The organism is Burkholderia aenigmatica (assembly GCF_902499175.1).
Classification (GTDB): Bacteria; Pseudomonadota; Gammaproteobacteria; order Burkholderiales; family Burkholderiaceae; genus Burkholderia; species Burkholderia aenigmatica.
Window position 1 is genome coordinate 105,590 of record NZ_CABVQC010000016.1, and the last position, 26,048, is coordinate 131,637.

Annotated in this window: 30 protein-coding genes; 13 read left to right on the top strand and 17 right to left on the bottom strand. The window is 66.7% G+C overall.

Features of this window, described 5'->3' with window-relative positions:
• Window positions 1-99 precede the first annotated feature (99 nt).
• The gene (locus BDO18943_RS14110) at window positions 100-663 is read right to left on the bottom strand and encodes a hypothetical protein (RefSeq protein ID WP_175022779.1); all 564 of its coding nucleotides are present in this window, start codon (window positions 661-663) and stop codon (window positions 100-102) included.
• Window positions 664-876: 213 nt separating this feature from the next.
• Here BDO18943_RS14110 and BDO18943_RS14115 point away from each other — a divergent pair, with 213 nt between their 5' ends.
• Window positions 877-1,050: a hypothetical protein gene (locus BDO18943_RS14115; protein WP_175022780.1), complete on the top strand. Its 174-nt coding sequence runs from the start codon at window positions 877-879 to the stop codon at window positions 1,048-1,050.
• 39 nt (window positions 1,051-1,089) lie between these two features.
• Here BDO18943_RS14115 and BDO18943_RS14120 read toward each other — a convergent pair whose 3' ends face one another.
• The 5 genes from BDO18943_RS14120 to BDO18943_RS14140 all read right to left on the bottom strand — a co-directional run bounded on the left by BDO18943_RS14120 (window position 1,090) and on the right by BDO18943_RS14140 (window position 8,132).
• Entirely contained in the window at window positions 1,090-2,757 is a 1,668-nt protein-coding gene (locus BDO18943_RS14120; RefSeq protein WP_175022781.1) for a GMC family oxidoreductase, read from the bottom strand.
• 15 nt (window positions 2,758-2,772) lie between these two features.
• Window positions 2,773-3,990 carry a mandelate racemase/muconate lactonizing enzyme family protein gene (locus BDO18943_RS14125; protein ID WP_175022782.1) on the bottom strand — a complete coding sequence of 406 codons (1,218 nt, stop codon included), beginning with the start codon at window positions 3,988-3,990 and terminating at the stop codon, window positions 2,773-2,775.
• On the bottom strand, window positions 3,987-5,324 hold the full coding sequence (locus BDO18943_RS14130) for an MFS transporter (protein WP_235996027.1): 1,338 nt from the start codon (window positions 5,322-5,324) through the stop codon (window positions 3,987-3,989). The genes BDO18943_RS14125 and BDO18943_RS14130 overlap by 4 nt, the downstream gene beginning before the upstream one ends.
• A 131-nt stretch (window positions 5,325-5,455) precedes the next feature.
• Window positions 5,456-6,880 carry an aldehyde dehydrogenase gene (aldA, locus tag BDO18943_RS14135; protein WP_175022784.1) on the bottom strand — a complete coding sequence of 475 codons (1,425 nt, stop codon included), beginning with the start codon at window positions 6,878-6,880 and terminating at the stop codon, window positions 5,456-5,458.
• A gap of 313 nt (window positions 6,881-7,193) precedes the next feature.
• Complete coding sequence (locus BDO18943_RS14140) at window positions 7,194-8,132, bottom strand: LysR substrate-binding domain-containing protein (RefSeq protein WP_034200504.1); 939 nt, start codon at window positions 8,130-8,132, stop codon at window positions 7,194-7,196.
• 213 nt (window positions 8,133-8,345) lie between these two features.
• Here BDO18943_RS14140 and BDO18943_RS14145 point away from each other — a divergent pair, with 213 nt between their 5' ends.
• Window positions 8,346-9,221, top strand: coding sequence for a LysR substrate-binding domain-containing protein (locus tag BDO18943_RS14145; protein WP_175022785.1), 876 nt, complete (start codon window positions 8,346-8,348; stop codon window positions 9,219-9,221).
• A 164-nt stretch (window positions 9,222-9,385) separates the two neighbouring features.
• Here BDO18943_RS14145 and BDO18943_RS14150 read toward each other — a convergent pair whose 3' ends face one another.
• From BDO18943_RS14150 to BDO18943_RS14160, 3 genes are all read right to left on the bottom strand, one after another.
• Entirely contained in the window at window positions 9,386-9,739 is a 354-nt protein-coding gene (locus BDO18943_RS14150) for a hypothetical protein (RefSeq protein WP_175022786.1), read from the bottom strand.
• Window positions 9,736-10,494 carry a hypothetical protein gene (locus tag BDO18943_RS14155; RefSeq protein ID WP_175022787.1) on the bottom strand — a complete coding sequence of 253 codons (759 nt, stop codon included), beginning with the start codon at window positions 10,492-10,494 and terminating at the stop codon, window positions 9,736-9,738. Before BDO18943_RS14155 ends, BDO18943_RS14150 begins: the two co-directional genes overlap by 4 nt.
• Window positions 10,495-10,570: 76 nt before the next feature.
• A complete protein-coding gene (locus BDO18943_RS14160; protein ID WP_175022788.1) occupies window positions 10,571-11,290 on the bottom strand; it encodes a hypothetical protein in 720 nt (239 codons plus the stop codon).
• A 227-nt stretch (window positions 11,291-11,517) separates the two neighbouring features.
• Between BDO18943_RS14160 and BDO18943_RS14165 the strand changes: the two genes are divergently transcribed.
• Both BDO18943_RS14165 and BDO18943_RS14170 read left to right on the top strand, forming a co-directional pair.
• Window positions 11,518-11,775: a type II toxin-antitoxin system ParD family antitoxin gene (locus BDO18943_RS14165; RefSeq protein ID WP_011356420.1), complete on the top strand. Its 258-nt coding sequence runs from the start codon at window positions 11,518-11,520 to the stop codon at window positions 11,773-11,775.
• A 2-nt stretch (window positions 11,776-11,777) separates the two neighbouring features.
• Window positions 11,778-12,071, top strand: a complete 294-nt coding sequence (locus BDO18943_RS14170) for a type II toxin-antitoxin system RelE/ParE family toxin (RefSeq protein ID WP_205187834.1) — start codon at window positions 11,778-11,780, stop codon at window positions 12,069-12,071.
• Window positions 12,072-12,231: 160 nt separating this feature from the next.
• On the opposite strand, the gene BDO18943_RS14175 is transcribed toward BDO18943_RS14170, so the two are convergent.
• The 4 genes from BDO18943_RS14175 to fae form a co-directional block, all read right to left on the bottom strand.
• Window positions 12,232-13,566, bottom strand: a complete 1,335-nt coding sequence (locus BDO18943_RS14175; protein ID WP_235996032.1) for an MFS transporter — start codon at window positions 13,564-13,566, stop codon at window positions 12,232-12,234.
• A 167-nt stretch (window positions 13,567-13,733) separates the two neighbouring features.
• Complete coding sequence (locus BDO18943_RS14180; protein WP_175022790.1) at window positions 13,734-15,185, bottom strand: NAD-dependent succinate-semialdehyde dehydrogenase; 1,452 nt, start codon at window positions 15,183-15,185, stop codon at window positions 13,734-13,736.
• Window positions 15,186-15,223: 38 nt separating this feature from the next.
• On the bottom strand, window positions 15,224-16,246 hold the full coding sequence (locus BDO18943_RS14185) for an aldo/keto reductase (protein ID WP_175022791.1): 1,023 nt from the start codon (window positions 16,244-16,246) through the stop codon (window positions 15,224-15,226).
• 41 nt (window positions 16,247-16,287) lie between these two features.
• Entirely contained in the window at window positions 16,288-16,812 is a 525-nt protein-coding gene (fae, locus tag BDO18943_RS14190) for a formaldehyde-activating enzyme (protein WP_175022792.1), read from the bottom strand.
• 326 nt (window positions 16,813-17,138) lie between these two features.
• Between fae and BDO18943_RS14195 the strand changes: the two genes are divergently transcribed.
• From BDO18943_RS14195 to BDO18943_RS14205, 3 genes are all read left to right on the top strand, one after another.
• Window positions 17,139-18,059: a LysR family transcriptional regulator gene (locus BDO18943_RS14195; protein ID WP_175022793.1), complete on the top strand. Its 921-nt coding sequence runs from the start codon at window positions 17,139-17,141 to the stop codon at window positions 18,057-18,059.
• Window positions 18,060-18,378: 319 nt separating this feature from the next.
• A complete protein-coding gene (locus BDO18943_RS14200; RefSeq protein WP_175022812.1) occupies window positions 18,379-18,729 on the top strand; it encodes a hypothetical protein in 351 nt (116 codons plus the stop codon).
• A gap of 141 nt (window positions 18,730-18,870) precedes the next feature.
• Window positions 18,871-19,431, top strand: coding sequence for a hypothetical protein (locus BDO18943_RS14205; RefSeq protein WP_175022794.1), 561 nt, complete (start codon window positions 18,871-18,873; stop codon window positions 19,429-19,431).
• On the opposite strand, the gene BDO18943_RS14210 is transcribed toward BDO18943_RS14205, so the two are convergent.
• Window positions 19,432-20,307, bottom strand: coding sequence for a LysR family transcriptional regulator (locus BDO18943_RS14210; protein WP_006485479.1), 876 nt, complete (start codon window positions 20,305-20,307; stop codon window positions 19,432-19,434). It lies immediately after the preceding gene.
• Between the two features lie 161 nt (window positions 20,308-20,468).
• On the opposite strand from BDO18943_RS14210, the gene BDO18943_RS14215 reads away from it, so the two are divergent.
• Together BDO18943_RS14215 and BDO18943_RS14220 are read left to right on the top strand one after the other, a co-directional pair.
• Window positions 20,469-21,788, top strand: coding sequence for a DUF3422 family protein (locus BDO18943_RS14215; RefSeq protein WP_175022795.1), 1,320 nt, complete (start codon window positions 20,469-20,471; stop codon window positions 21,786-21,788).
• A 34-nt stretch (window positions 21,789-21,822) separates the two neighbouring features.
• Window positions 21,823-22,026: a hypothetical protein gene (locus BDO18943_RS14220; RefSeq protein WP_175022796.1), complete on the top strand. Its 204-nt coding sequence runs from the start codon at window positions 21,823-21,825 to the stop codon at window positions 22,024-22,026.
• A gap of 51 nt (window positions 22,027-22,077) precedes the next feature.
• On the opposite strand, the gene BDO18943_RS14225 is transcribed toward BDO18943_RS14220, so the two are convergent.
• Entirely contained in the window at window positions 22,078-22,533 is a 456-nt protein-coding gene (locus BDO18943_RS14225) for a DUF3304 domain-containing protein (RefSeq protein ID WP_175022797.1), read from the bottom strand.
• 85 nt (window positions 22,534-22,618) lie between these two features.
• On the bottom strand, window positions 22,619-23,515 hold the full coding sequence (cynR, locus tag BDO18943_RS14230; RefSeq protein WP_175022798.1) for a transcriptional regulator CynR: 897 nt from the start codon (window positions 23,513-23,515) through the stop codon (window positions 22,619-22,621).
• 113 nt (window positions 23,516-23,628) lie between these two features.
• On the opposite strand from cynR, the gene BDO18943_RS14235 reads away from it, so the two are divergent.
• From BDO18943_RS14235 to BDO18943_RS14245, 3 genes are all read left to right on the top strand, one after another.
• A complete protein-coding gene (locus BDO18943_RS14235) occupies window positions 23,629-24,288 on the top strand; it encodes a carbonic anhydrase (RefSeq protein WP_175022799.1) in 660 nt (219 codons plus the stop codon).
• Between the two features lie 30 nt (window positions 24,289-24,318).
• Entirely contained in the window at window positions 24,319-24,789 is a 471-nt protein-coding gene (gene cynS, locus BDO18943_RS14240; protein WP_175022800.1) for a cyanase, read from the top strand.
• 106 nt (window positions 24,790-24,895) lie between these two features.
• The gene (locus BDO18943_RS14245; RefSeq protein ID WP_175022801.1) at window positions 24,896-25,363 is read left to right on the top strand and encodes a nucleoside deaminase; all 468 of its coding nucleotides are present in this window, start codon (window positions 24,896-24,898) and stop codon (window positions 25,361-25,363) included.
• A gap of 162 nt (window positions 25,364-25,525) precedes the next feature.
• Here BDO18943_RS14245 and BDO18943_RS14250 read toward each other — a convergent pair whose 3' ends face one another.
• Entirely contained in the window at window positions 25,526-25,834 is a 309-nt protein-coding gene (locus BDO18943_RS14250; RefSeq protein WP_175022802.1) for a hypothetical protein, read from the bottom strand.
• A gap of 31 nt (window positions 25,835-25,865) precedes the next feature.
• Here BDO18943_RS14250 and BDO18943_RS14255 point away from each other — a divergent pair.
• Window positions 25,866-26,048 (top strand): ATP-binding cassette domain-containing protein (locus BDO18943_RS14255; protein ID WP_235996033.1); only part of this gene is annotated, 183 nt, incomplete at its 3' end.

Consider the following 26,048-nt stretch of genomic DNA (forward strand, 5'->3'; position numbering starts at 1 on the left):
TCGAGACGGTCATCGCCGGCGCGTTGACGTTGTCTGACGTGATGTCGGGGCCCACTGAGGCATCGACGGTCAGCGAGCCCGGACCGGCGCGAAGCGGCATTACTTGCCGCTGCCGGTCACGGTCGACTCGACGACGGTCATGTCGAGATGTCGCACGCCAAAAGGGCCGACCAGCTCGTTGACCCGAACGACGCCCGACACCGCGCCGTCGGGAAGGTCGAGGTCGCGATTGCAGACGAGCGCAGGTGAGCCGAGGCCGGGGTCGGCGAAGGTGATGCGGTACCCGCAGCCTTTCGTCTGGTGGGCGCCCGGCACGAACGCGGCGTTGAAGGACTGCGGCGAATGCGCAGTTGCCCTGACCAGCAGCAAGAGCGAGAGTGAACCGCTTATCATGCCGAGCCCGCCGAACATGACGACGGCGATCAACAGCTCCTTGATCGAACGCTTCGTTCTGAGATCGCGGGTGATATGCACCCCGAGCAGGGCAAAGGCAATGGCCGACGCGATGCGGATACGGCTTGCGCCGGGCCAGTCGCCGACCGTGCAGTGCCACGTCAGCGGCAGCGTAACGAACGCCGTCAACATCGGCACCAGGGCCATTGCCATGAAGGCAATCGCGTGCCATCGCTTGATGTCTTTTTTCGTGGTTTGCTGGGTGGCCATCGGAACGGGAGCCTGCCGCGTCTGATCGGAATGATCCTCGCATTATGACCGACGGTCGGCCGTGGCCAGGTGCGGCTACGGCTCGATCGACCCATACCGCGGATAGCGCCCGCTTCTATAATTATCAGGCATCCTGCATTTCTGATAGCTCTGCATCAGCCGAAACGCGGACTTCTCCCGGTCCGCCTCGTCGCCTTCCTGAAGCCGGAGCGCATGGCTTTTCTCCGCGAGCACGATGAGCAGGCGCCGTCTGGCGGCCGACAAGGCCGAACGATCCAGCAGGTCGCAGACGAGACTCCCTGCTTCGAGCGCGACGCGGTGCATGCCGGGCTGCGGGACCTGATCGTGAACGTGTGCCGACAGATCGTGGACGCCACGAACCGCTGATGATTGGCGGTGGCGACCGTCGAACCTGCCGGGAACGCGTCACTGTACGACCGTCTCCCGTTGCGTCGATTGCACGCCGGCCATCTCCGCCGTCAACGCATCCGCCAGAATCAGATCCGCACCTTTCTCCGCGAGCATCATCGTCGGCGCGTTGATGTTGCCCGACGTGATGTTCGGGAACACCGACGCATCGACGATCCGCAGCGCTTGCAACCCGTGCACGCGCAGCGATGCATCGACCACCGACGTCGCCGCGTCGGGCCCCATCGTGCACGAGCCGCACAGGTGGTAGATCGAACCCGACTGCTCGCGGAAATACTGCAGCATCGCCTCGTCTGAATCGACCTGCGGCCCCGGCGAGATTTCCTCGACGGTCATCGATTTCAGTGCGGGCGCGCGCATCAGCGCACGGATCACCTTGCTGCCCTGCACGGCCTCGTCGAGATCCTTCTGTGTGGTCAGCGCGTTGATGTGGATCTTCGCGGCGTCTTCCGCGCGGTTCGACGCGATCTCGATCGTGCCGCGGCTCGTCGGCCGGCACGGGTTGAACGCGATCAGGAAACCGGAATACGGCTCGGGCTTGATGCTCGCGCGATCGCTCTTCGGGATCCGGTACGACAGCGGGTTGAAGTACAGCTGGATGTTCGGTTCCTGCGTATCGTCCGTGCCGCGGAAGAAGCCGCCGGCCTGGTTCACGCTCATCGCGAGCGGGCCGCGCTTCGTCAGCAGGTAGCGCAAGCCGATCTTCATCTTGCCGATAAGCGTACCCATCTCGTCGTTCAGCGTCGGCCGGTTCGCCTTGAAGTAGAAGCTCACGCACAGGTGGTCCTGCAGGTTGCGGCCGACGGCCGGCAGCGCATGCACGAGCGGCACGCGGTGGCGCGCGAGCAGCGCCGGATCGCCGACGCCCGACAGTTGCAGCAGCTTCGGCGTATCGACCGCGCCGGCCGCGAGAATCACTTCGCGCGCGGCGACGAGCGTTTCGTCGCCTTGCTCGCCCGCGACGACCACGCCGGTCGCACGTGTACCCTCGAACGTCACGCGCCGCACGAGCACGCCCGAGCGCAGCGTGAGGTTCGAGCGGCCCAGCGCGGGCCGCAGGTACGCGAAGCTGCTCGAACAGCGTTCGCCGTTCTTCGTGTTCAGGTCGTAGATGCCGGCGCCTTCGAATTGCGCGCCGTTGAAATCGTCGGTGCGCGGCAGGTTCAGTTGACTGCAGCCCTTCAGGAACTCGTGGACGATCGGATGCACGTCGGCCTTCATCGACGTGATGTGGATCGGCCCGGCCGCGCCGTGATGCTGCGGATCGGTCGTGCCTGCCGCATGCGTTTCGAGCTTGCGGAAGTATGGCAGCACGTCGTCGTACGCCCAGCCCGGATTGCCGGCCTTCGCCCAGTCGTCGTAGTCGCTGCGCTGGCCGCGCACGTAGACCATCGCGTTGATCGAGCCCGACCCGCCAACCACCTTGCCGCGCGGGCAGTACAGCTTGCGCTCGGCGAGCTGCGCCTCGGGCTCGCTGTAGTACATCCAGTTGTAGCGGCGGTTGTAGTAGGTCTTCGTGAAGCCGACCGGCACCTTGAACCAGAACGACGCGTCGCGCTCGCCCGCTTCGAGCAGCAGCACCGAATGCCGGCCCGATTCGCTCAGGCGGTTCGCGAGGATGCAGCCGGCCGAGCCCGCGCCGACGATGATGTAGTCGTAGCTCATGTCTGTCCTTTGCGCTCAGCCCTTCGCGGGGGCGAGATCCTTCACGTCGACGGGGTGTTCGCCCATCTGCAGGTGCAGCCGTTCGCCGGTGTACGGCGTGTGGCGCTTCACGACGTCCATGTCGAGCTCGATGCCGAGGCCCGGCTCGTTCGACGGGATGATGTAACCGTCTTCCCAGCGGATCGGCGTCTTCACGACCTCCGCGTGGAAACCGCCCCATGTCATGATGCTTTCCTGGATCAGGAAGTTCGGCGTGCAGGTCGCGAGCTGGATGCTCGCGGCGGCGCCCACCGGCCCGTTGTACAGGTGCGGCGCGATCTGCGCGTAGTGCACTTCGGCGAGCGTCGCGATCTTCTTCGCTTCGAGCAGGCCGCCCACGCGCGCGACGTTCAGTTGCAGGATCGATGCGCCGCCGGCTTGCAGCAGCTTGTGGAATTCGTACTTGGTCGTCAGGCGTTCGCCGGTCGCGATCGGAATCGACGTGTGCTTCGCGACTTGCGCGATCGCTTCTTCCTGGCCGGGGGGAACCGGCTCCTCGAACCACAGCGGGTCGTACTTCTCGAGCCGCTTCGCGAGCCGGATCGCCGACGACGGCACCATCTGCCCGTGCGTACCGAACAGCAGGTCGGCCTTGCTGCCGACGGCTTCGCGTACGCGGCGGCAGAACAGTTCGCAGCGGTCGAGCACTTCCAGCGACAGCTGGTGGCCCGAGTAAGCCGTGTACGGGCCGGCCGGGTCGAACTTGACGGCGGTGAAGCCGAGCTTCACGTTCTCGGCCGCGCATTCGGCGGCGAGATCGGGATCGTCGTAATCGTATTCGCCCTTCGCGTTCTTCGGGTACAGGTACGTGTACGAGCGCAGCCGCTCGTGGATCTTCCCGCCGAGCAGTTCATACACGGGCTTGGCCGCAGCCTTGCCGATGATGTCCCAGCACGCCATTTCGAGGCCGCTGACGACGCCCATCATCGTGAGATCCGGGCGCTGCGTGAAGCCGCTCGAATAGGCCTGGCGGAACAGCCGTTCGACGTGATGCGGGTCGCGGTTCAGCAGATGGCGTTCGAACACGTCGTCGATGATCGGGCCCATTGCCTTCGGGCCGAACGTCGCCGAGTAGATCTCGCCGACGCCTTCGATGCCGTCGTCGGTCTTCAGCTTCACGAAGATCCAGTACATCCCGCCGACATGCGGCGGCGGCACGGCGACGATATGGGTTTCGAGCGAAACGATCTTCATGCGGACTCCTGGAGGCGGTTGAGGCGGAATTTGAGGAACGCGGCGGCGCCCGCGCCGCACAGCGCGATGGCCGCGATATAGCCGAAATAGAGCTGGTAGCCGTGCGCGCCCGGGTAGGTCTGCGTCACGTAGCCGTTGATCAGCGGCACGAACACGTCGGGCGAATAGCCGAGCACCGAGATCAGGCCGATCGCGAGGCCCGCGCAATGCGTCGGTACCTTGCAGTCGTCGAGCAGCGACCAGTACAGGCCGCGGATCGTGTAGGTGAGGATGCCGATGAACAGCACGAGCACGACGAGCATCGCCTGCGGGCTGTGCGCGGGCGCCGCGATCAGCCCGACGAGCGACAGCGCGGCGAGCACCAGCGCCCAGAACAGCACGGACACCTTCGATACGCGATCACCGAGGAAGCCGCCGCCGATGCCGCCGACGGGGCGCATCCACAGCTTGAGCGTCGTGATGAAGCCGGCCGCCGTCGCACTGAGCCCGAAATTGCCTTCGTGCAGATACGCGGAGAAGCTGTAGGTCGCCCAGAACACCTGGTAACCGCAGAACACGATTGCCGCGACGAGCCACAGCTCGGGGATCGACGCGAGTGTCTTCAGGTCGGTCAGCACGTTGCCTCGGCGGTCGCTACCGTGCCGGCGCTTCGTGGCCGCCGCACGATCGCCGGTGCGCGACGAATCTTTCACCAGCGCGAGCAGCACGCCGAGCGCGATGCAGAAGAACGCGTACAGATGCACGACGAGCTTGAAGCCGGCTGCATCGGTGCCGCCGTGCGCCTGCGTCACGTACGCGAACAGCGTGATCGCGATCGTCGCGAGCAGCGCCTCGACGAGCCCGCGGCCGCCGTCGAGCAGCCCGAAGAAGCGGCCCTGTTCGTCGGGGCCCGCGATCATGTTCACGCGCTTGATCACGGCGGCCCAGAACGTGAGGCCGGTGGTCAGCCCCCAGCCGCCGAAGATCAGCACGAGCATGTCGAACGACGGCCCGGTCGCATAGACGAGCCCGAGCGCACCCGTCGCGAGCAGCGAGAAGCAGATCAACCAGCGCGGCGACAGGCGGTCGGCGAGCCAGCCGCTCGGCAGGTAGCTGATGAGGAAGATCGTGCCGAGCGACGAATACAGGTAGCCGAGCTGTACGTCGTCGATATGGAAGAACTGCAGCATCGTCGGCTGGTACACCTGCCGCAGATACAGCATCGGGTAGATCGCGCCCGCGGCAATCACGAGCAGCAGCAACTGCAGGTAGCGTTGCGTGCGCGAGCTTTGCGACGCATGTGCGTCGTCTTGCAACGCGAGCGACGCGGCGTGCGTCGACGGTTGGGTCGGCATGATGTCTTCCTCCATCAGACTTCCGTCATGCGGAGGTCTGCAGATTTTTTATGTGTTCGATCGGATCAGGGGCGGCGCGCGCGGCGTGGTGTCGTGGCGCGCGCCGGAAACGGGGCGTCGGCGTGGCGGCGTCAGTACTTCATGACGACGAGGCGCGTCTGCGTGAATTCGAGCATCCCGTGCTTGCCGTCGTCGCCGCCGAGGCCCGAGCGCTTCCAGCCCGCGTGAAAGCCCTGGTACGGGTCGGCCGGCGTGCGATTCACGTACAGCTCGCCGGCTTCGATCGCGTTCGCGACGGTCATCGCGGTGCGGTAGCGCTCGGTGTAGAGCACCGACGACAGGCCGAACTGGTGGTCGTTCGCCTGCGCGATCGCTTCGTCGATCGTCGTGTAGCGCAGCACGGGCATGATCGGGCCGAAGGTTTCCTCCCGCACGATCTCCATGTCTTGCCGGCAGTTCGTCAGCAGCGTGGCCGGATAGAAGAAGCCGGGGCCGGCGGGAATCGCGCCACCGGTTTCGAGTGTCGCGCCGGCCGCGATCGCGCGTTCGACCATCCCGTGGATGTGCGCGCGTGCCGATGCGCTGACGAGCGGGCCCATCCGCGTCGCATCTTCTGCACGGTCGCCGATGCGCACGGCTGCCATCTTCTCCTTCAGCAGCGCGACGAAGCGGTCATGCACGCTGTCGTGCACGTACACGCGTTCGATCGCCGTGCAGAGCTGGCCGCAGTGCGTCGTCTTCGACGCGACGAGTGCGGCAGCCGCGCGTTCGAGGTCGGCGTCGGGCTCGATGATCGCGGGTGTCTTGCCGCCGAGTTCGAGCGACGGCTTCGCGATGTTCGCCTTGCAGTAGTCGAGCACCTTGCGGCCCGCGTTCACGCTGCCGGTCAGCGTGATCATCCCGACTGCCGGATGCGTGCACAGCGCTTCGGCCGTCGCGTGGTCCATCGTCAGGATGTTGATGACGCCGGCCGGGAACCCCGCGTCGTCGGCCGCCTTTGCGATCTCGAACGCGGACACCGGCGTGTGGTTGCTCGGCCGCACGACCACGGTGTTGCCGGCGATCAGCGCGGGCGCGACCTTGCGCAGCAGCGTGTAGACGGGATAGTTGAACGGGATCAGGCACGCGACGACGCCGATCGGCTCGCGCTGCAGGAACAGGTTCTCGTCGGGCGTGTCGCTCGGGATGATCTCGCCCTCGATCCGGCGTGCCCACTCGGCGTGGTAGCGCGTGATCTGGCCCGCGTAGACGGCTTCGTTCGACGCGTCCTCGACGCTCTTGCCGGATTCCTGCGCGAGCGCCGTGCCGATGTCCGGCGCACGCGCGGTCAGCGCGTCGGCGAAGCGGTGCAGGTACGCGGCGCGCTCGGCGCTCGGCAGCTTGCGCCACGCCTTCTGCGCGGCGGCTGCGGCGTCGACGGCGGCGAGCGCGTCGGCCGGCGTCGCGGCCGGCACGCGCGCGAACGGCGCTTCGGTGGCGGGATTGTGGACGACGATGAACGTGTCGCTTTCCGGGGCGACGAAACGGCCGTTCACGTAATTGCGTTCGGTGCGCATGAAGTGACTCCTCCGATGAATGCTGGCGGATCGCTTCGAGTGGCGACACGCGCGGCGCGGGATAGAGGCCATTCTGTTCATGCGTTTAGCGCACGACAAACGACTTATTTTCGCGTCGGGCATGAGAAAAACGCACGTTACTCGGTGGGTCGGCCGGAATCGCCCGTCCGGCAAGGCTGCGGCGGCGCGGGCCGGGGGCGGGGCGGGCGGCGGGCTGTCGTATTTTCCGACTGGTCCGAGTGCGGACGGGGATGGAAGCCGGTAAGGTGTCGCCCGCGGCCGGCGGTCGAGGGCGGCCGAGTCGGGGCGCGCCCTAGGTCAGCGGCACCTGAGGCAGCGGCGACGACGGTTCGAGATGGCGCTTCGCGAGCCACACTTCCTGCTGCAGCCAGTCGCGGAACTGGACGATGTGCGGCAGGTTCGTCTGCTCGGGCCGCGTGACGAACCAGTACGACTGGTGGCCGTCGACGTGCACGTTGAGCACCTGCATCAGTTGCCCGGTCGCGAGTTCGCGCGCGACCATGTGGCGGTCGGCGATCGTGATGCCGAGACCGTCGATCGCCGCGCGGATCGCATGGTCGAGCAGGTCGAATTCGTAGCCGCCGCGCGTGTCGACGTCGGCGATGCCGGCCGCTTTCAGCCAGTGCTGCCAGGTCAGGTAGCGCTGGTCGTCGGTGGCGAGCACGTGCAGCAGCGTGAAGCGGTTCAGGTCGATCGGCGCGCCGTCCTGACGCAGCCGCGCATACAGCGCGGGCGCGCAGACGGCGATATGCTGCTCCTGCATCAGCAGTGCGTTGTCGAAGCCGTCCCATTCGCCGTCGCCGAACCGGATCGCGCAGTCGAGCACGCGCGATTCGCCGAGGCTGTCGTGGATGCGGGTCGTGAGGCTCAGCTCGAATTCGGGATGCGCGTCGCGCAGCCGGCCGAGGCGCGGCATCAGCCAGCGCGCGGCGAAGGTGGGCGGCACGTTCGCGCGCAGGCGGTTCAGGTGGGTTTTTTCCTGCAGGCTGCGCACGGTCAGCTCGATCTTGTCGAACGATTGCTGCAGCGCGCGCAGCAGCACGCGGCCGGCCGCCGTCAGTTCGAGCTGGTGATGGCGGCGCTCGAGCAGGGTTTCGCCGAGCTGGCCCTCGAGCTGGCGAACCTGGCGGCTCACCGCGCTCTGCGTCACGTTGAGCAGCTCGGCCGCGCGCGTGAAGCTGCCGGTGCGGCCGGCCATCTCGAAGGCTTTCAGCGCATTCAGCGCCGGCATCTTGCGTCTCACGGGGCGGTGTCGTGTTTGGTGCGGGATGCTTATTGTAGGCGGGTGGCCGCGGGCGCGGGGACGATGAATGGCGGCGACGGAGGGCGCGGGGTTTTACGGCATGGCAGTGGGTGCGCCTTGTTGCGACAAGGCTGCCCGCAGGAGGGCCGGCGGTGCCGGCCGGCAACGACACGAACGATACGAACGAAAGGGACACACATCATGCGACGCCTGCCATCGTTGATCGCACTGCGATTTTTCGAGGAGACCGCGCGTCACCTGAGCTTCAACCGTGCGGCGGTTTCGCTGTGCGTGACGCAGGGGGCGGTGAGCCGGCAGATCCGGCTGCTCGAGGAAGCGCTCGGCGCGCGGCTGTTCGAGCGCGATCACAAGGGCGTGCGCCTGACCGATGCCGGTCAGCGGTTGCTGCCGTTCGTCGGGCAGGCGTTCGACACGATCGAGCGTGGCGTCGGCGAAATCGCTGCCACACGGCCGGGTGCGAAGCGGCGGCTGACGGTGTCGCTGCCGCCGACGTTCGCGACGCAGTGGTTTTCGCCGCGGCTCGGCACGCTCGCGGAGGCGCTGCCCGACGTCGAGCTGTCGATCCGCACGGAGCCGGCCGACGATTGCCATTGCCACATCCGCTTCGGGCGCGCGGCGAGGGCAGGGATGCAGTCGGAACTACTGATGATGGAGCGGCATGCGCTCGTCGGCGCGCCGCGTTATCGCGGCGATGCGCTCGACGTGCTGCTCGGCCGGCTGCCGTCGCTGCATGTGCTGCACGAAGGCAAGCGCCTGACGCTGTGGGCCGACTGGTGCGAGCAGGCGGGCGTGCCGCCGGCGCGGATCGGCGACGGTATCGAGTTTTCGACGCTCGAACAGGCGATCCGCGCGGCGCGCAAGGGCGCGGGGCTCGCGGTGGTCGACCTGAACATGATCGAGGAGGAGATCGGGGAGGGCAGCCTCGTGCGGCTGTCGCCGGTGCAGCCGATCGGGCCGTTCGGGTATTGGCTCGATGTCGAGCCGGAGAGTGTCGCGGTCGAGCCAGTGGTCGCGTTTGCTGCGTGGTTGCGGGAGCAGGCGGGGAGGAGGGGGTAGGGCGGGTGTGGGACGCGGCTGATTGGAATGTGGAAACAATCGGATCAGTCCGCGCCGGTCGTGCAGTGCCTCCTGCTTGGGTGTCTGTCAAAGATCGTTACGAACTGAAGACTGGCTAGATCGTCGTTGAACCGAGCCGCGCGGTTGCGTTCCATTGCCGCGGGCTACCGGTCGGGGTCGTGCCCGAAGTGCATGAGTGTTTCCCGGCGCCCCCAGGCTTCTATGTCGGCGATTGATTCGACCGGCAACAGGCACTTCGAGAGATCGATACGCCCGACGTTGAAGACGGCGCGTCGCGGCGGGGATACCGGCATGTCGACCGGCCGAGTGTCGTGCCCGACGGCGGACTTGTGCATGACGCGCGCCAGGCTGTGATGAAGTTCGGTTGCGACCAGCGCATCGAGGAGATGCCTAGCTTCGGCGCTGAGGGCGAGACGATGCCGGCTCGACGGCCGGCCGCGCTTCGCCGTGGGGCGCGTGATCCGGAATCCGGCGATCGGCGTGTGCTTTGTGTTCATTCGTAAATCCCCTTTTCGATCAAGTATCGTTGCAGCGCCTGCACGGACATGCCGTGCGGTGTGACGTCGAATGTCATCCAGCGATGTGATCCCGCTACGCGCCAGAAATCCCGCCCGAATCGCGTTGCATAGAGCGCACGCAGCGACCGGAGCGATCCGTCGGCAAGACCGACCGGGTGTCCCTGGAAATACTGGAACAGCGCTGCTTCATCGCCGCACCTGTCGGGAATGGGCGCGTCGAAGCCGAACCGTGGCCATGCGTAGTACCCGAATAGCTGGCGCCCGCCCGGTTTGGGCGCTGCCTTCCGGCCCCCCGCTGCGAATGCAATGATTCGGCTGATCCCCAACTTATCGGACGCCCTGACGATCCGCCACAGCATCGTCGCGCCGAGTCCCGCGACTGCGTTATCGACGAGATCGATTGTCTTGAGTTCGAGTAGGGATGTGTCCGATTCTCGACGGACCGATACGCGGTTTTCGGATCGGATCCAGGTGGGGTTCGTGACCGAGAACGTCAACCGGCCTCTGCTGTCGAGATAGGTTTGAATGTCCGACCCGGCGGGCGCTCCGCACAACGAAACGAGCAGTTCGTCGGGGACGTTGCCGCTTACCCCAAGCAACGCGGAAATATCGAGATCGTTTCGATCGACCTCGAGCCGATCGTCGAAGTACGTCGTCTCGTACGGCAGAACGTGACCGAGATCGACAGTTGGAGCGGGCATGGCTTCCGGCAATGAATGGAAAGCCCCCAGCATATCGACGCCAATCCGACTGGCAGAGTCCGCCAAACGGCCAATCACGAGACGGAGCGGCCGCCCCGTCCCGCCCGCGTTACGACCAGTCGAACGTCAGCAGCGCCACGCGGCTGACCGGCTCGTAAAACAGCAGAATCCAGTCCGCCCCCATCGCGCGATATTCCCATCCCGTCACGCCGGCGACGAAGCGAAAGCGCGCACCGTCGGGGCCGATCGGCCGGATGTTGTCGGGATCGCTGTCGTCGATCGGAAAATCCGAGGTGCCCGACCAGTTGCCCCAGCCGACCGTTCCACCGAGCTGGTCGATCAGGTTGCACGGCTTTTCCTGGCTGAAATCGCGCTCGTCCGGCGCGTACTGGTTGGACGAGTAGAGCACGCCGTATTCGGCGAACCGCTGGCGCGCGGTTTCGATGCTGGCCTGTTGCTCGGCGTAGTGCGCTTCCAGTTCCTCGCGATAGCCCGCGTCATGCGCGCCGGGCGGGTTTTCCAGATAGAAGTAGCGCAGGTCGCCAAGCAGCGTGTAGCGGTTGTTGTCGTCGAGCCGGAACCCGATCCAGTTCGCGCGCAGATAGTCGTTGTGGTACGCGGCCGTGTCCTGCCCGACGAGCCCGTCGTACGGTTCGACGGGGCTGAGCAGGTGGATCCAGCCCTCCCACGACGGATTGACCGCCGACAGGTCGATCGACACGAGCGGATGCAGGTGGCGCGCCAATGCCGAACCGGGCTCGGCAAACACGTCGGCGTCGGACGGGTAGACCTTCAGGCTGGGTTGTGGCGTGACGATGTCTTCAATCATGATCGGTGTCCGCGCGGTGAGGGTCCGGTAAGGCTACACGAGTGAACGCGAAAACCGGATGAATGCCGGCGCCGCAGCCGCCTGCCTGATGCGCGTCCCGTTCCGTCCATCCGCCCGATCGGTCGTGAAAGCATTCACGCCGATCCGCCCGGAGATCGTTTTGTTGATAATAGTTGATAACCGGGATACGCTTGATGGATCGAATTCAATCCGGTCGGGAGGGCGACATGATCAGCGCGGAACTGGGGCAGCAACTGGAGACTTACGTCGCGAAGCTGGTCGAATCGGGGCGCTACGGATCCAAGAGCGAAGTGCTACGCGAAGGTGTACGTCTGATCCAGGATCGCGAAGCGCAACTGAATGCACTGGACGCGGTGATCGCGCGCAGCCTGTCCGATGCGGAAGCCGGACGCGGCGCCGACGCGGCGGAAGTCTTCGATCGTCTCGAGGCGAAGTATCGGGCCCAGGCGGATCGGCAGGCCTGACCGTGTGCCTGTCCGATTTTGCGATTGCCGAACTCGAAGCGATCGCGGATTACATCGCACGCGACAACCCGCAACGTGCCGTGACATTCGTGCGGGAGATTCGCGATAACTGCCTGAGTCTGGCCGCGATGCCGCTGGCGTTTCCGCTGGTTCCGCGCTTCGAGCGTCACGGCGTGCGGCACCGCGTGTACGGCAACTACCAGATCTTCTATCGGGTCGTCGGCGATCCGCCGACGCGGATCGACATTCTTCACGTCCTGCACGGCGCGCGGGACTACGCGTCGATCCTGTTCTGAGCGAACGTGCGCATCGCCTCGCGCGCGGAATGAACGAACCCGGCCTGCCGGGTTCGTCCGAATCGAGCGCAGCATTGCCGCGGCGTATCGGCGGTGGGTCGATGCGAAAGCGCTTGAGCGCAAGCAATAAAGCAGGCGGTCACGCAACCCGCCACCCTGGTCAATGCCCCGACGCCTCCTCCAGCGTCAGATGCTTCGTCTCCGGCGCCCACGCGATCGACACGATCATTCCCACCAGCAGCACGCCCGCGAGCGCGAACATCGTTGCGTGAAAGCCGAGCGTCGCGATGCCGGCCGGCAGCAGGAACGTGCCGATCGCCGAACCGAGCCGGCTGCACGCGATCGCGAGACCCACGCCGCTGGCGCGCACCTCGGTCGGAAAGCACTCGGGCGGGAACACGCCGACGAGGTTGCTGAACGCCGACATCGTTAGCGTGAAGACCGCGAACGCGACGATCATCGAGAGGGCCGCCGACGACGGCAGCACCGCCAGCGCGACGAGCGACGCGCACGTTACCGCAAACGAGCCGATCAGGAAGCCGCGCCGCGACAGCCGGATCGTCAGCCAGATGCCGATCAGCGCGCCGAGCACGAGAAACGCGTTCAGCAGCAGGTCGGCGCCGAAACCTTCGGCGAGGCCGATCGTCTTCAGGATCGTCGGCAGGAACGTGTAGATCGCGAAATACGGAATCACGAGACACACGAAGAACGCGCAGTTGAAAACCGTGCGGCGGATCAGGTCGCGCTGGAACAGCCGCGCGAAGCCGCCGTGCGCATGGGGCTCGGTCGAACCGTCGAGCATGACGTGCGGCCCGAAATGCTTCGCGACGATCGCGCGCGCCTCCTGCACGCGCCCCTTGCCGAGCAGCCAGCGCGGCGATTCGGGCGTGCCGATCCGCAGCACCAGCACGATCAGCGCAGGCAACGCAGCCGACGCGAGCAGCCAGCGCCATGCATCGGGTGTGGCGTCGCTGTACGCAAGGCCAAGCACGTTCGCGGCCACATAGCCGATCGTCCAGATCACGCTGAACGAGCCGAGCAGCGCACCGCGATGCTTTCGCGGCGAGAATTCGGCGAGGATTGCGTGGCCGACCGTGAAGTCGCCGCCCATCCCGAAGCCGATCAGCACGCGCAGCACACACAGTTCGAGCGGCGACGTGACGAAGAACTGCGCGAATGCGGCCGCCGTGATGATCACGAAGCTCGTCAGGAAGATCTTCTGCCGGCCCATCCGGTCGGACAGCCAGCCGAACACGAGGCTGCCGAAGAAGATGCCGATCAGCGCCGAGCTGCCGATCATCCCCATCCAGAACGCGTCGATCGGCATCTGCCTGCCAAGCGCGGCCAGTGCGTAGCCGATCGTGCCGAGCGTGTAGCCCTCGGTGAAATGCGCGCCGAACGTCAGGCCCGCGATCTTCACGTGGAAACGGTTGAGCGGCACGTCGTCGAGCGCGACGGGGCGGTGCGGCGCATCGGCGCCACGCGACAGCGGCAATGCGCGCGCTGTGCCGGATGGAACGTTGGCTTGAGTCAAGCTGCCTCCTGGATTGTTATCGGGCGTGCAGCGGCGCGCGCGGGCGGAACGCCGCCGCACGCGCTGTGCGAGGCGCCGCGCGGCCGGGCGGCGCGCGGCGCGGATCGACCGCGGGGAGCGGCCGGTGGTCAGCGGCCGAGGCCGGCCATCAGCGTGTACTTGAGTTCCACGTATTCGTCGAGACCGTACTTCGAGCCTTCGCGGCCGAGCCCCGACTGCTTGACGCCGCCGAACGGCGCGACTTCGGTCGAGATGATCCCGTCGTTGACGCCGACCATCCCGCTCTCCAGCGCACCCGACACGCGCCATGCCCGGCCGAGGTCGCGCGTGTAGAAGTACGCGGACAGCCCGAGCGGCGTGTCGTTGGCCGCGGCCACGGCTTCGTCTTCGGTCGCGAAGCGGAAGCAGCCGGCGACGGGGCCGAAGGTTTCCTCTTCGGCGATCAGCATGTCGGCCGTCATGCCGGTCAGCACGGTCGGCTCGTAGAACGTGCCGCCGAGCGCGTGACGCTTGCCGCCGGTGAGCGCGTGCGCGCCCTTCGCGGTGGCGTCGGCCACGTGCCGCTCGACCTTGCCGAGCGCCGCCGCGTTGATCAGCGGCCCCTGGTCGACTTCACCCGCGAGCGCGTTGCCGACGCGCAGCTTGCGCACGGCGTCCGCGAGCTTGCGCGTGAACGCGTCGTACACGCCGTCCTGCACGAGAAAGCGGTTCACGCATACGCAGGTCTGGCCGGTATTGCGGAACTTCGACGCGATCGCGCCCTCGACCGCCGCATCGAGATCGGCATCGTCGAACACGATGAACGGTGCGTTGCCGCCGAGTTCGAGCGACAGCTTCTTCAGCGTGTCGGCCGACTGCTTCGCGAGCAGCTTGCCGACCCGCGTCGAGCCCGTGAACGACAGCTTGCGCACGACGGACGAATGCGTGAGCGCTTCGCCGATCGCCACCGCGTCGCCCGACACGACGTTGAACACGCCGGCCGGCACGCCCGCACGCTCGGCGAGCACCGCGAGCGCGAACGCCGACAGCGGCGTTTCCTCGGACGGCTTCAGCACCATCGTGCAGCCGGCCGCGAGCGCGGGGCCGGCCTTGCGCGTGATCATCGCGAGCGGGAAATTCCACGGCGTGATCGCCGCGACGACACCGACCGGTTCGCGCGTAACGACGATCTGCGCATTCGGCTTCGGGCTCGGGATCACGTCGCCATACATGCGCTTCGCTTCTTCCGCGAACCATTCGAGAAAGCTCGCCGCGTACGCGACTTCGCCGCGCGCTTCGGCGAGCGGCTTGCCTTGCTCGCGCGTCAGCAGCTCGGCGAGCGCATCGCGATGTTCGAGCATCAGCTCACCCCAGCGCTTCACGCGGGCGCCGCGTTCCTTGGCGGTCAGCGCGCGCCATGCCGGAAGCGCGCGCGCGGCGGCGTCGATCGCGCGCTGCGCGTCGTCGGCGCCGCCCTTCGCCACCTTCGCGATGGTTTCGCCGGTCGCCGGATTCAGCACCGCGTAGGTCGCGTCGCTCGCGCCGTGCGCGTCGTGCCATTCACCGCCGATGTAATGGCCGGTCCTCAGAAATTCGTTCATTGTGTGTCGTTCCTTCAATGCCTCGGAGCCTCAGTGCCTCAGTCCGCCGCGAAACTGCCTTGCGCCGGACGCGACGCGCGCGCGATGCGCTTGCCGGCCGTGTAGTCGTTGATCAGGTCGCACGGCGTGTAGTTGCGTTCCAGCTCGTGCAGCTCTTCTTCGGTGAGCTGCGTTTCGAGCGCGCCGAGCGCGCTGTCGAACTGTGCGACGGAATCCGCGCCGACCAGCATGCTCGCGATGCCGGGGCGGCTCAGCACCCAAGCCTGCGCGATCTGCGCGGGCGGCACGCCGCGGCGCTTCGCGACCTTCGCGACCGATTCAGCGATCGCGAGCGACGACGCATCGCCGTACATCTGCGCGGTGAAGAAGTCGGTCTGGTTGCGCGTCGATTGCGGCTCGCAGGTGAGCAGGCCGCGCGCGAGCGGGCTGAACACCGATACGCCGACGCCCTGGTCGATGCAGTACGGCACCATCTCGCGCTCTTCCTCGCGATACGCGAGGTTCAGCTGCAGCTGCATGTTGATCGGCTTGTCCCAGCCATTTCGTTCGCAGGCCTGCATGATCTTTGCGAACTGCCACGTGTACATCGTCGATACGCCGATATAGCGCGCCTTGCCAGCCCGCACGATGTCGTGCAGCGTGCTCATCGTTTCCTCGACGGGTGTGTTCACGTCGAAGAAGTGCAGCATGAAGATGTCGACGTAATCCATCCCGAGGCGCCTGAGCGACCCGTCGATGCCGTCGAGCACGTGCTTGCGCGAATGGCCGCCTGCATTCGGATCGCTACCCATGTCGTAGCCGACCTTGGTCGTCACGACGAGCTCCTCGCGGCGCGCGTTGCGCTTCAGGATGCGGCCGACCACTTCCTCGCCGACGCCCGTCGAATAGAAATCCGCGAGATCGATGAAGTTCACGCCGGCGTCGAGTGCGCGGCGCACGATCGGCTCGCTCTGCGCTTCATCGAAGATCCAGGGCTTCCATTCGGGGGTGCCCATGTTCATCGTGCCGAGACACAGGCGGGACACCTTCAGGCCGGACTGGCCGAGGCGGACGTATTCCATGTTTCCTCCAGGTGCGGCCGTGTGTCGGCCGCTTGTCGTCGTCAGTGTTTCTTCGGGGTGTAGAACGGGTTCGACACGTCGCGTGCGGCGGCGAACACCGCGTCGCGATGCGGCAGCCCTTCCATCGCGGCGACGATCGCATTGCGGCACGCGCGATAGTTGTTCTCGAACACGGCGTCGAGATCGTCGGTCTGCGGGTTCACCCAGTTCGCCGACACGACGACCCAGTCGTTCTCCGCTTCGGGCGGCAGCGTGCCGTTCTCGAGTGCTTCGGCCACGGCCTTCGCGATGCCGGCCTGCGATGCGCCCCAGGTGGCATTGCCGTGGAAATCGCTGGCGATCTGCGCCTTGTTCACGTACAGCGTGAGCGGCTTGGTCGGCACGCCAGGCTGCGCGATCACGACGAACGGTGCATGGCCGGCCGACGGCGTCGCGAGTGCGGTGGCAAACGCCTGGCCCGCCGGGCCGTTGCGCGGGCCGACCAGCACGTTGATGTGCGCGAGGTTGACGCCGGGGCCTTCGAAGCCTTCGCCGATGTAAAGCTGCCTGGGTTGGGGTGCGGTCATTGCGGTGTCTCGTCGATGAGGTTGGGTGTGAGGCGATTGTGGTGGGCCGCGGCACGGCCGGTGAATCGATGTTTTCTGATCGGGCTATGAGTTTTCGTCGTCTCCGGGAAAGCCCTGGGCCCGGCACGCGAATGCCCGCCGGGCGGGCCTCGGCCGTTGTCGTGACGGCGGGCGGGGCGGGATCGGCGGGTGGGCATTCGCGTACCGGCTCCGGGTTTGTCATACCCGGGCAGGGGTTGGAGCGCCGGGCGCATCTGGACAACAATCGGCGTACTCCGAGCCCTATCTTTCGTCTTCCCTTCTTTTTTCGAAAGCGAGTAATTCCGATGGCTGCCATTCAAAGGCCCGATTGGTCGAAGCTCAGTTCGCTCGATCCGGAGCTGATCCGGGCATTCGTCGCGGTGGTCGAGAGCGGCGGCTTCACCGCGGCGGCCCGGCAACTGCATCGCACGCAATCGACGATCAGCCTGCGCATCCGCACGCTCGAGGAGCGGCTCGACACGCACCTGTTCATGCGTAACAGCCGGCGGCTCGAGCTGTCGCGCGACGGCGAGAATTTCCTGATTCACGCGCGCCGGATCATCCAGGTGCAGAACGACGCGATCCTCGCGCTGAAGCAGGCGAGCAGCGACCGCGGCGTCGTGCGCTTCGGGTTGCCCGAGGATTACGCGGAGCTGTGGCTGCCCGACCTGCTGAAGTCGTTCTATGCGATGCGGCCGGGCGCGCGCTTTCACGTGCATTGCCGCACGTCGCTCGAATTGCTCGAACGGCTGCAGGCCGGCGAGCTCGACGTCGCGCTCGTCGTGCGGCACGGGCCGAACGCGGGCGGGCGGCTGCTCGGCCGCCACGACGTCGTATGGGCCGCGCACCGGGATTTCGCGCTTGATCCGCCGGCGTCGGTGCCGCTCGCGCTGTTTCCGGAGACGTGCTGCTACCGGCAGCGCGGGCTGCAGGCGCTGGCGACGGCCGAGCGGCCGTATCACGTCGTCTATACGAGCCAGAGCCCGACCGGCATCAAGATCGCGGTGAACCACGGCGCGGCCGTGACGATGATCGACCGCTGCACGCTGCCCGAGAACTGGCGCGTGCTCGACGAGACGGACGGGCTGCCGCCGCTGCCGGCGGCCGATCTCGAACTGCATCGTTCGCCCGGTATCTGCGATCCGCTGACCGACGATCTCGTGTCGCTGATCGAATCGATGGTCGACGAGCGGCGGCGCGCGTCGCTCGAGGCGTTCGCGGCGTAACGGGGCGAACGCAGGGACAAGCGCAGGGACGAATGCGGGGACAAACGCGGGGACAAACGCAGGGACAAACGCAGGGACAAACGCAGGGACAAACGCAGGGACGAATGCGGGAGCGACCGCAGGGACGACCGGAGCGCCGGCGAGATTGACGCGAACCATGGCGCACGACCACCGCACGCGCGGCCAGCCGCCGGCCGGTGACGTGTCAAGTCCCCCATGCCGTTTTTTGCACCGCCGCCGCGTTTTTTTGCACGACGTTTATGCCGTCTCTTCTAAGCTGGGGATGTGTCGAACAGCCGAGACGGCTTCCGTCCGCTCCATGACCTTCATTCATCCCGTTCCCGCCTTCAATGTCGCCGGCCGCCAGTTGCGCGCCGGCACACGCAACAACGTCATTCCATTCCCGCCGCCGCGCCCGCGCCTGCAGTTGCCCGTCACGCTGACGGCCGACTCCGGCGAACACGCGCACGCCCGCCTCGCGGCGCTGCTGCATTCCCCGCTCGGCGTGTATGTCGTCAGTGCGCGCGCCGTGCGCGACGTGGTTCACGTGCACTTCGACATTGCGCCGGAAGACCTGGATTTCACGCTGCACATGCTGATCGCGCAGCAGGCCGATGCGGTGATCGGGCCGGTCGCGCGCCGCTTGCGCATCGGGCCGAAGGCGCGGTGAACCGGGGAACGGTTGTTGTGCGTTCCTGGATGGCTTGTCCGATCCGCCGCCCGATTACCGGTCGCCGTGCTGTCCGTCGACAGACGGCGGACATGCGTGCGACATCGCGTGCGCGGCGCCGATCCTGAATACGGAGGGGTCATGGACCTCATGGAAGCAGTACATGTCGCGCGGACGGAAAGCCGCCGCGCACGGACGGCGTCGCTGCCGTCGGGCCAGCAGCTCGCGCGTCAGCTCGTGACGACGGTGCGGGTGGCCGAAGTGCTGCTGCATCAGGCGATCGTGGTGCCCGACGGGCATCAATGGTCGGTCGACACCGAACGGGTCGATGCGGCCGGCGGGCCGCTCGCGGCGTGGGAAACCTGCGTGACCTGGCGGATCGGCAAGGTGTTCGCGCCGACGGTCAACCCGGCCGCGCGGGTCAACGATCCCGGCCAGGTCGCGGTCGAGATCCGGCTGTGTCTGCCTGAACAGGACTATGTGGCCGAGCGGCGCGTGAGCACCTTTGGCCGCCGCCACGGCAACCGCTTCGGCGCGACGCTGTCGGTCGCGTCGGGCGCGCAGTGGGGCTGGCAACGCACCGAGCACGTCGCGCCGGAGCGTACGCAGGTGCGCGGCGATACGCTGGAGGCGCTCGTCGATGCGGTGGCCGCGAACGTCAACGCGGCGCTGGGCGCGGCCGGATTCGGCGCGACGCGCTGATCAAGCGTCGCCGGTCTGCCCGGTCTGGCGCTGCAGGTCCTCCATCAGCTGTTCGGCGAGAAAGTCGCACGGCGGCCGCTTCGATTTCGTGCTGCGCGCGAGGATCAGCTCGAGCGGCGGCAGGTCGGGCAGCCCGTGCGAGCGGCCGAGCATCGACAGTTGCGCGGGAATCGCGCAGCGCGCGAGCGGCGCGACCGCGAGGCCGGCCTCGACCATGCTGAGCAGCCCGAGCAGGCTCGGGCTTTCATAGGAGGTGCGGTACGGCACCTTCGCGCGTTCGAGGCTGCGGATCGCGTTCTCGCGGGCGACGCTGCCCGGCATGAACACCGCGATCGGCAGCGGCCGCTCTTCCCACACGCGCGGCCCGTTCGTCATCGCGGCCCACGCCATCGGCTCGTGGCGGATGAAATCGCCGGACAGCCCCTTGATCCGCGTGCCGCAGACGAGGTCGACCGTGCCTTCCTTGATCAGCGGCGCGAGCGCGCTGCTCGGCAGCCCCATCACCTGGATCTCGACCTTCGGGTAGGTCGCCGAAAATTTCTTCAGGACCGACGGCAGCAGCGACGACGCATAGTCGTCCGGCACGCCGATCACGACCTTGCCGGTCACTTCCGGCCGCACCACGGCCGCCCACGCCTCGTCGCGCAGCGCCAGCATTCGTCTGGCGAATCCCAGCAGCACCTCGCCCTCGCGCGTCAGCACGATGCTGCGCGGCTTGCGCACGAACAGCGGCCGCCCGATCGCGTCTTCCAGGCTCTTGATCTGCATGCTCACGGCCGACTGCGAGCGGTTCACGGCCTCGGCGGCGCGGGTCATGTTGCCGGTCTCCGCGACGGCGACGACGGTGGCCAGCACGTCGTGATCGAGCATCTTCATGGGTATCAGGAAAACTGAACGTAACGATCAGCATTATGCGTTTTTATTGTTGCTGTGTGTCTGCCATAGTGAGCTCACGCTGACGTTTCGCCCGAGGGCGGCGCGGCGCTCCGGCCGGTCAACCCGGCGTGCAGGACTGAACAGGAAAGCGTGGGGTATCGATGATGGACCATCCGTTGCGCGCCGCACTGGCCGCGGAATTGCATGCCCGGCCGTTCCTGCGGCTCGCCGAAGCCGTGTCGCTCACGCATTACGCGATCTACGCGGACGGCCAGCCCGACATCCACGAAACGCTGTTGCACGCGCTGTGCCGCGATACCGGCATTGCCGTGCCGCACGAAGGCGCGACGCACTACGCGGTGCAGTCGCCGAGCGGCTGGCACCTGAAGTGGGAACGCCACACCGAATTCTCGACCTTCACGTTCGTCGCACCGCGTCGCGACACCGGCTACTTCGACGATCTCGCGATCGAAGGCATACCGGCCGCGTGGTTCGCGCGGCTGGCCGGCATCCGCTTCGTCGCGGTGCGCATGGAGCTGCTGACGGGCGATGCCGCGCGGCTCGTCTGCGGCGACCTGCGCCGCTGGATCGACGGCCCCGCGCTCGTCGGCAGCAACGTGCTCGGCGGCGGCAAGGTGTTCTGCGACTGGCATGTGCGCGACGACGGCTTCATGCGCTTTCTCGTCGTCGACGAGGATTTCCGCGAGGAGCAGGGCGGCCGGCTGCTACAGCGCCTGTATGAAATCGAAACCTACCGGATGATGGCGCTGCTGGCGTTGCCCGTCGCGCGCCGGATGAGCCGCGAGCTCGACGAGATCCACGCGGCGCTGCACACGCTGATGCAGCGGATGGACGCGAGCGGCGCCGACGGCGACGACACGGCACTGCTCGTCAAGCTCACGCATCTCGCGGTGCGGGTCGAATCGCTGTCGGGATCGGGCGCGCGCTTCAGCGCGTCGCGTGCGTACGAAAAGCTCGTGCTGGCGCGTATCCACGAGCTGCGCGAGGAGCGTATCGAAGGGATGCCGACGATCGCCGAATTCATGGAGCGGCGCTTCGCGCCGGCGATGGAAACCTGCCGCAGCGTATGGGCGCGCCACGAGCAGATCGCCGCGCGGATCGCGCGGGCGGTCGACCTGCTGCGCACGCGCGTGAATCTCGCGCAGGAAAAGGACGTGACACGCCTGCTGGCGGGCATGGAGCGCACGGCGCGCAATCAGCTTCATCTGCAGCACGCGGTCGAAGGGCTGTCGGTGGCGGCCATTTCGTACTACGTGCTGTCGCTCGCGACGGCGGCGTTCAAGGCGCTGCACGTGATGAACCTGCCGGTCGATCCCGAACTGGCGGAGGGCCTGCTGATCGCGCCGGTCGTGTTCGCGGTGATTCACATCACGCGGCGCACGCGCGCGCAGCTGGCGCGATCGGAGGCCGCGCACGACGCCACGCCGGTGCAGGCGGCGGTATTGAAGCAGGTTGGTTAGAACATCAAAAACATGATCGGATAAAGGAGTGGAGATGACTTTTTCGCAGACACAACCGGGTTTTTACAGTGGTTTCGATGCCGCTTTCGACGAACCGCCACTGGATGAGCCGGGCGCGCCGGAAGCGCCGCGCGTGACGTCGTATCAGGCCGTGCTGCAGGAGCCGATGACGTCGCTCGTCGGGAATACGACCGATCGGCCGGACGTCGCGGCGGTGGCGATTCTCGGGTACAACTGACGAACTGATGCAACGCCGGCCGCGTGGCGTCCGCACGCGGCCGCTGCCCGGTCAATCGCTGGCGCGCATGCGCGGCATCGTCGGGTACGCGACCCATCGGGCGTCGATCTGGCGGCCGGGCAGGAAATGAAACTCGATATAGCCGTCGTGCCGGTTCGGCAATGCCGGCACGGCGACGTCGGTTTCGACGACTTCAGGCGCCTGGTTCCGGGTGTCTTCGTCGGGCGTCAGATCGTACGTGATCCTCACGTGCCAGGTTTTCTTGCCGCGCGGCACGCTCATGCAGCACACGGTGCCGCCCCCGCCGCCAAACTGGCGCGCGTGCATGCTGCCGGCGCCGAAGCCGTCGACTACGAAGCTGTAGACGCCACGATCGGTGTAGTTGAATCCCACGACCCGATACGGGCCGTCGGCGCGCGTCTGTGCATGGACCCACCAGGCTGCACCGACCAGCAGCGTTGCGATGGCAAGCGGGTTGAGCGTCATGCGGCGTATCAGGTTCGACATGTCGATGTTCCCGTGATTCGAATCGTTTGTGACGAACGGTTGCTGGCGGTGCCCGGGCGCGTGATGCGCGCCCCGGTGGCCGAGGTCATCGCGCGCGCCTGACTGGCTCCGCGCCGTGGGCCAACGCCAGTTCGACGAACGCGCGCGCGGCCGCGCTCCGGTACGCGCCCTTGCGCTGCAGCAGCACGGCCGTGCGCCGCAGCACGGCTGGATCGAGCGCGATGGCGACGAGATCGTCGTGCCCGGTCGCGATCGTCGCGGGCAGCAGCGTCGCGAGGTTCGTGCGGCGCACAATCTCGATCACCGCCCCCAGCGAATTGGCCTCCATCAATACGCGCGGCCGCACGTCGTGCTCGCGGAAATAGCGGTCGATCTGCACGCGTGTCGCGAACTCGGCCGTCAGCAGCACGAGCGGCGCATCGTGCAGCGCACGCAGCCCGGCCTTGCGTTTCGCGGCGAGCGCATGCCGGCGGCTCACGACGAGCGCGAGCGTTTCGACCAGCAACGTTTGCGCTTCGATATCCGCCGTCTGCACCTCGTCGAACGCAATGCCGACATCGAGCTCGTCGTCGACGAGCAGCGCCTCGATGCGCTCCTGCGACATCTCGCGCACCGACAGCGACACGTCCGGGTAGCGGCCGTGAAACGCCTCGACGAGCGGCCCGACGAGATAGCTCGTGAAGGTCGGCGTGACCGCGATCCGCAGCGCGCCGCGGCTCAGATCCTGCACGTCGTGAATCGCGCGCCGGCCTTCCGCGAGATCGTGCAGCGCCTGCCGCGCATAGCGGAAATACACGTCGCCGGCGTCGGTCAGCCGCGTCACGCGCCCGGTGCGGTCGAACAGTTGCGCGCCGAGCGTCTCCTCGAGCTGGCGAATCTGCTGGGACAGCGCGGGCTGCGACACATGCAGCGCGGCGGCCGCACGCGTGAAGCTGCGATGCTCGGCGACGGCCAGGAAGTAGTGGATATGGCGCAGCAGCATGGCGGTTCCTATAAGTCTTGCTTATCCGGTGGATCATAAATCAGTCTTTTACGTTATTGGAAGTGCGGCGTAACCTGCCCTTCATCGATTTCACCTGCACTGGAGAACACGCGATGAAGGACATCATCGAAGGCTTCCTGAAGTTCCAGCGCGATGCGTATCCGGCGCGCGCCGCGCTGTTCCGCGATCTCGCGCGCAGCCAGAATCCGCGGGCGCTGTTCATCTCGTGCTCGGACAGCCGGCTCGTGCCCGAACTCGTCACGCAGCGCGAACCGGGCGACCTGTTCGTGATTCGCAATGCCGGCAACATCGTGCCTTCATATGGCCCCGAGCCGGGCGGCGTGTCGGCGTCGGTCGAATACGCGGTGGCCGCGCTGCGCGTGACCGACATCGTGATCTGCGGCCATTCCGATTGCGGCGCGATGACCGCGATTGCCACCTGCCAGTGCATGGATCACATGCCGGCCGTCGGCCACTGGTTGCGCTACGCCGATTCCGCGCGGGTCGTAAACGAGGCGCGCACGCATCGCAGCGAACGCGAGCGGATCGACTCGATGGTGCGCGAGAACGTCGTCGCGCAACTGGCGAACCTGAAGACGCACCCAGCCGTGCGGCTCGCGCTCGAAGAAGGGCGGCTCGCGCTGCACGGCTGGGTTTACGACATTGAATCGGGCTGCATCGACGCCCATGACGGCGCGACCGGCCGGTTCGTCTCCCTGGCGGACCATCCCGAGGTCCGCGCGACGCCCGCGACGCTGCCCGTCGCGGCCTGAATTGCTCCCACCCCACCACGAGGAATTGCCATGATCCAGTCCCAGTTCAGCCAGACCGCCCGCCACGCGCTTGCCGAGACCGTCGTGCTCGCGAAGGCGCGCAAGAACCTGTCGTTCGCGCAGCTCACCGAAGGCACCGGCCTGAGCGAAGCGTTCGTGACGGCCGCACTGCTCGGCCAGCATGCGCTGCCGGCGGACGCTGCGCGCAACGTTGCCGACAAGCTCGGCCTCGACGACGACGCGGTGCTGCTGCTGCAGACGATCCCGCTGCGCGGCAGCATCGACGATCGCGTGCCGACCGACCCGACCATTTACCGCTTCTACGAAATGCTGCAGGTGTACGGCACGACGCTGAAGGCACTCGTTCACGAGAAGTTCGGCGACGGCATCATCAGCGCGATCAATTTCCGGCTCGACGTGAAGAAGGTCGACGATCCCGAAGGCGGGTCGCGCGCGGTGATCACGCTCGACGGCAAGTACCTGCCGACCAAGCCGTTCTGACGCCCGCGCGGCGCTGCGGCAGCGGTGCCGCGCAGGTTTTCGCCCGACGTGCGTCGGCTGCCGGCCGGCGCACGGCCCGCCATTCCGTTTCAACGAGGACGCAGCCATGGATTTTGTGAAACGCACGATCGATCTTGCGATGAAGAACGTGGAAGAGGGCGGCCGCCCGTTCGCGACGGTGATCGTCCGCGACGGCGAGATCGTCGCGGAGAGCCCGAACCTCGTCGCGCAGACGAGCGACCCGACCGCGCACGCCGAGATCCTCGCGGTGCGCGACGCGTGCCGCAAGCTCGGCACCGAGCACCTGACCGACTGCGAGATCTACATTCTCGCGAGCCCGTGCCCGATGTGCCTCGGCTCGCTGTACTACTGCAGCCCGAAGCGCGTGATCTACATCACGACGCGTGAGGACTACGCGCCGTTTTACCGCGACGACCGCCGGTATTTCGAGCTCGACACGTTCTATGCCGAATATGCGAAGCCGATCGACGAGCGCCGGTTGCCGATGGTGCAGCAGAAGCACGGCGATGCGATCAAGGTCTACCGGCGCTGGAAGGAACTGAACGCGAAGTGACGTGATCCGCGCGGCGCACCGGCCGCGCGTGGCAGCCGCCCGGCTGCTCGTTTTCCCCACCCTCCGTTTTACCCGGCGGCGCCCGTGCCGCCGGGCGCCCGCGCTGCTGCTCGGGGCTGGCTCGTGCCCCCGTTTTTTCACCTCCCCAAACATCGATCCTGTTCAATGTCCGGAACGGAAATCCGCGATCCAAAAGGTTTTTGACGGGTTTAAAAATTCGCACTGGAGACGACAGAAACGTGCGGAAAGCCCGATGAAAACCGATGAAATCCCGATGACAGGCAGCGCGGCGACCCCGGCCGGTCGCGACTGATTGTTGCCGATCGCCGTGCGTTCCCTCACACCTGTTTCGTTGCGCCATTCGTTCCGGACGAGGAATCGCTCGATTCCTCTCCGCCAGCACCGCGCGACCGCCCGACCGGTTGCGCCTGACGCCTGAGATTCCCTTACCTGCTTAAAACGGACCATCATGAAACGGGATTCATTCAGTACACCTGATGCGATGCATCGCCCCGCGACGGACATGCTCAAGCCGAACGACGCGTTCGTGCGCATCGAAAACGTCGAGAAGAAATTCGGCGACAGCACGGCCGTCGACAACGTGAACTTGACCATCGCGAAGAACGAGCTGTTCGCGCTGCTCGGCAGCTCGGGCTGCGGCAAGTCGACGTTGCTGCGCATGCTC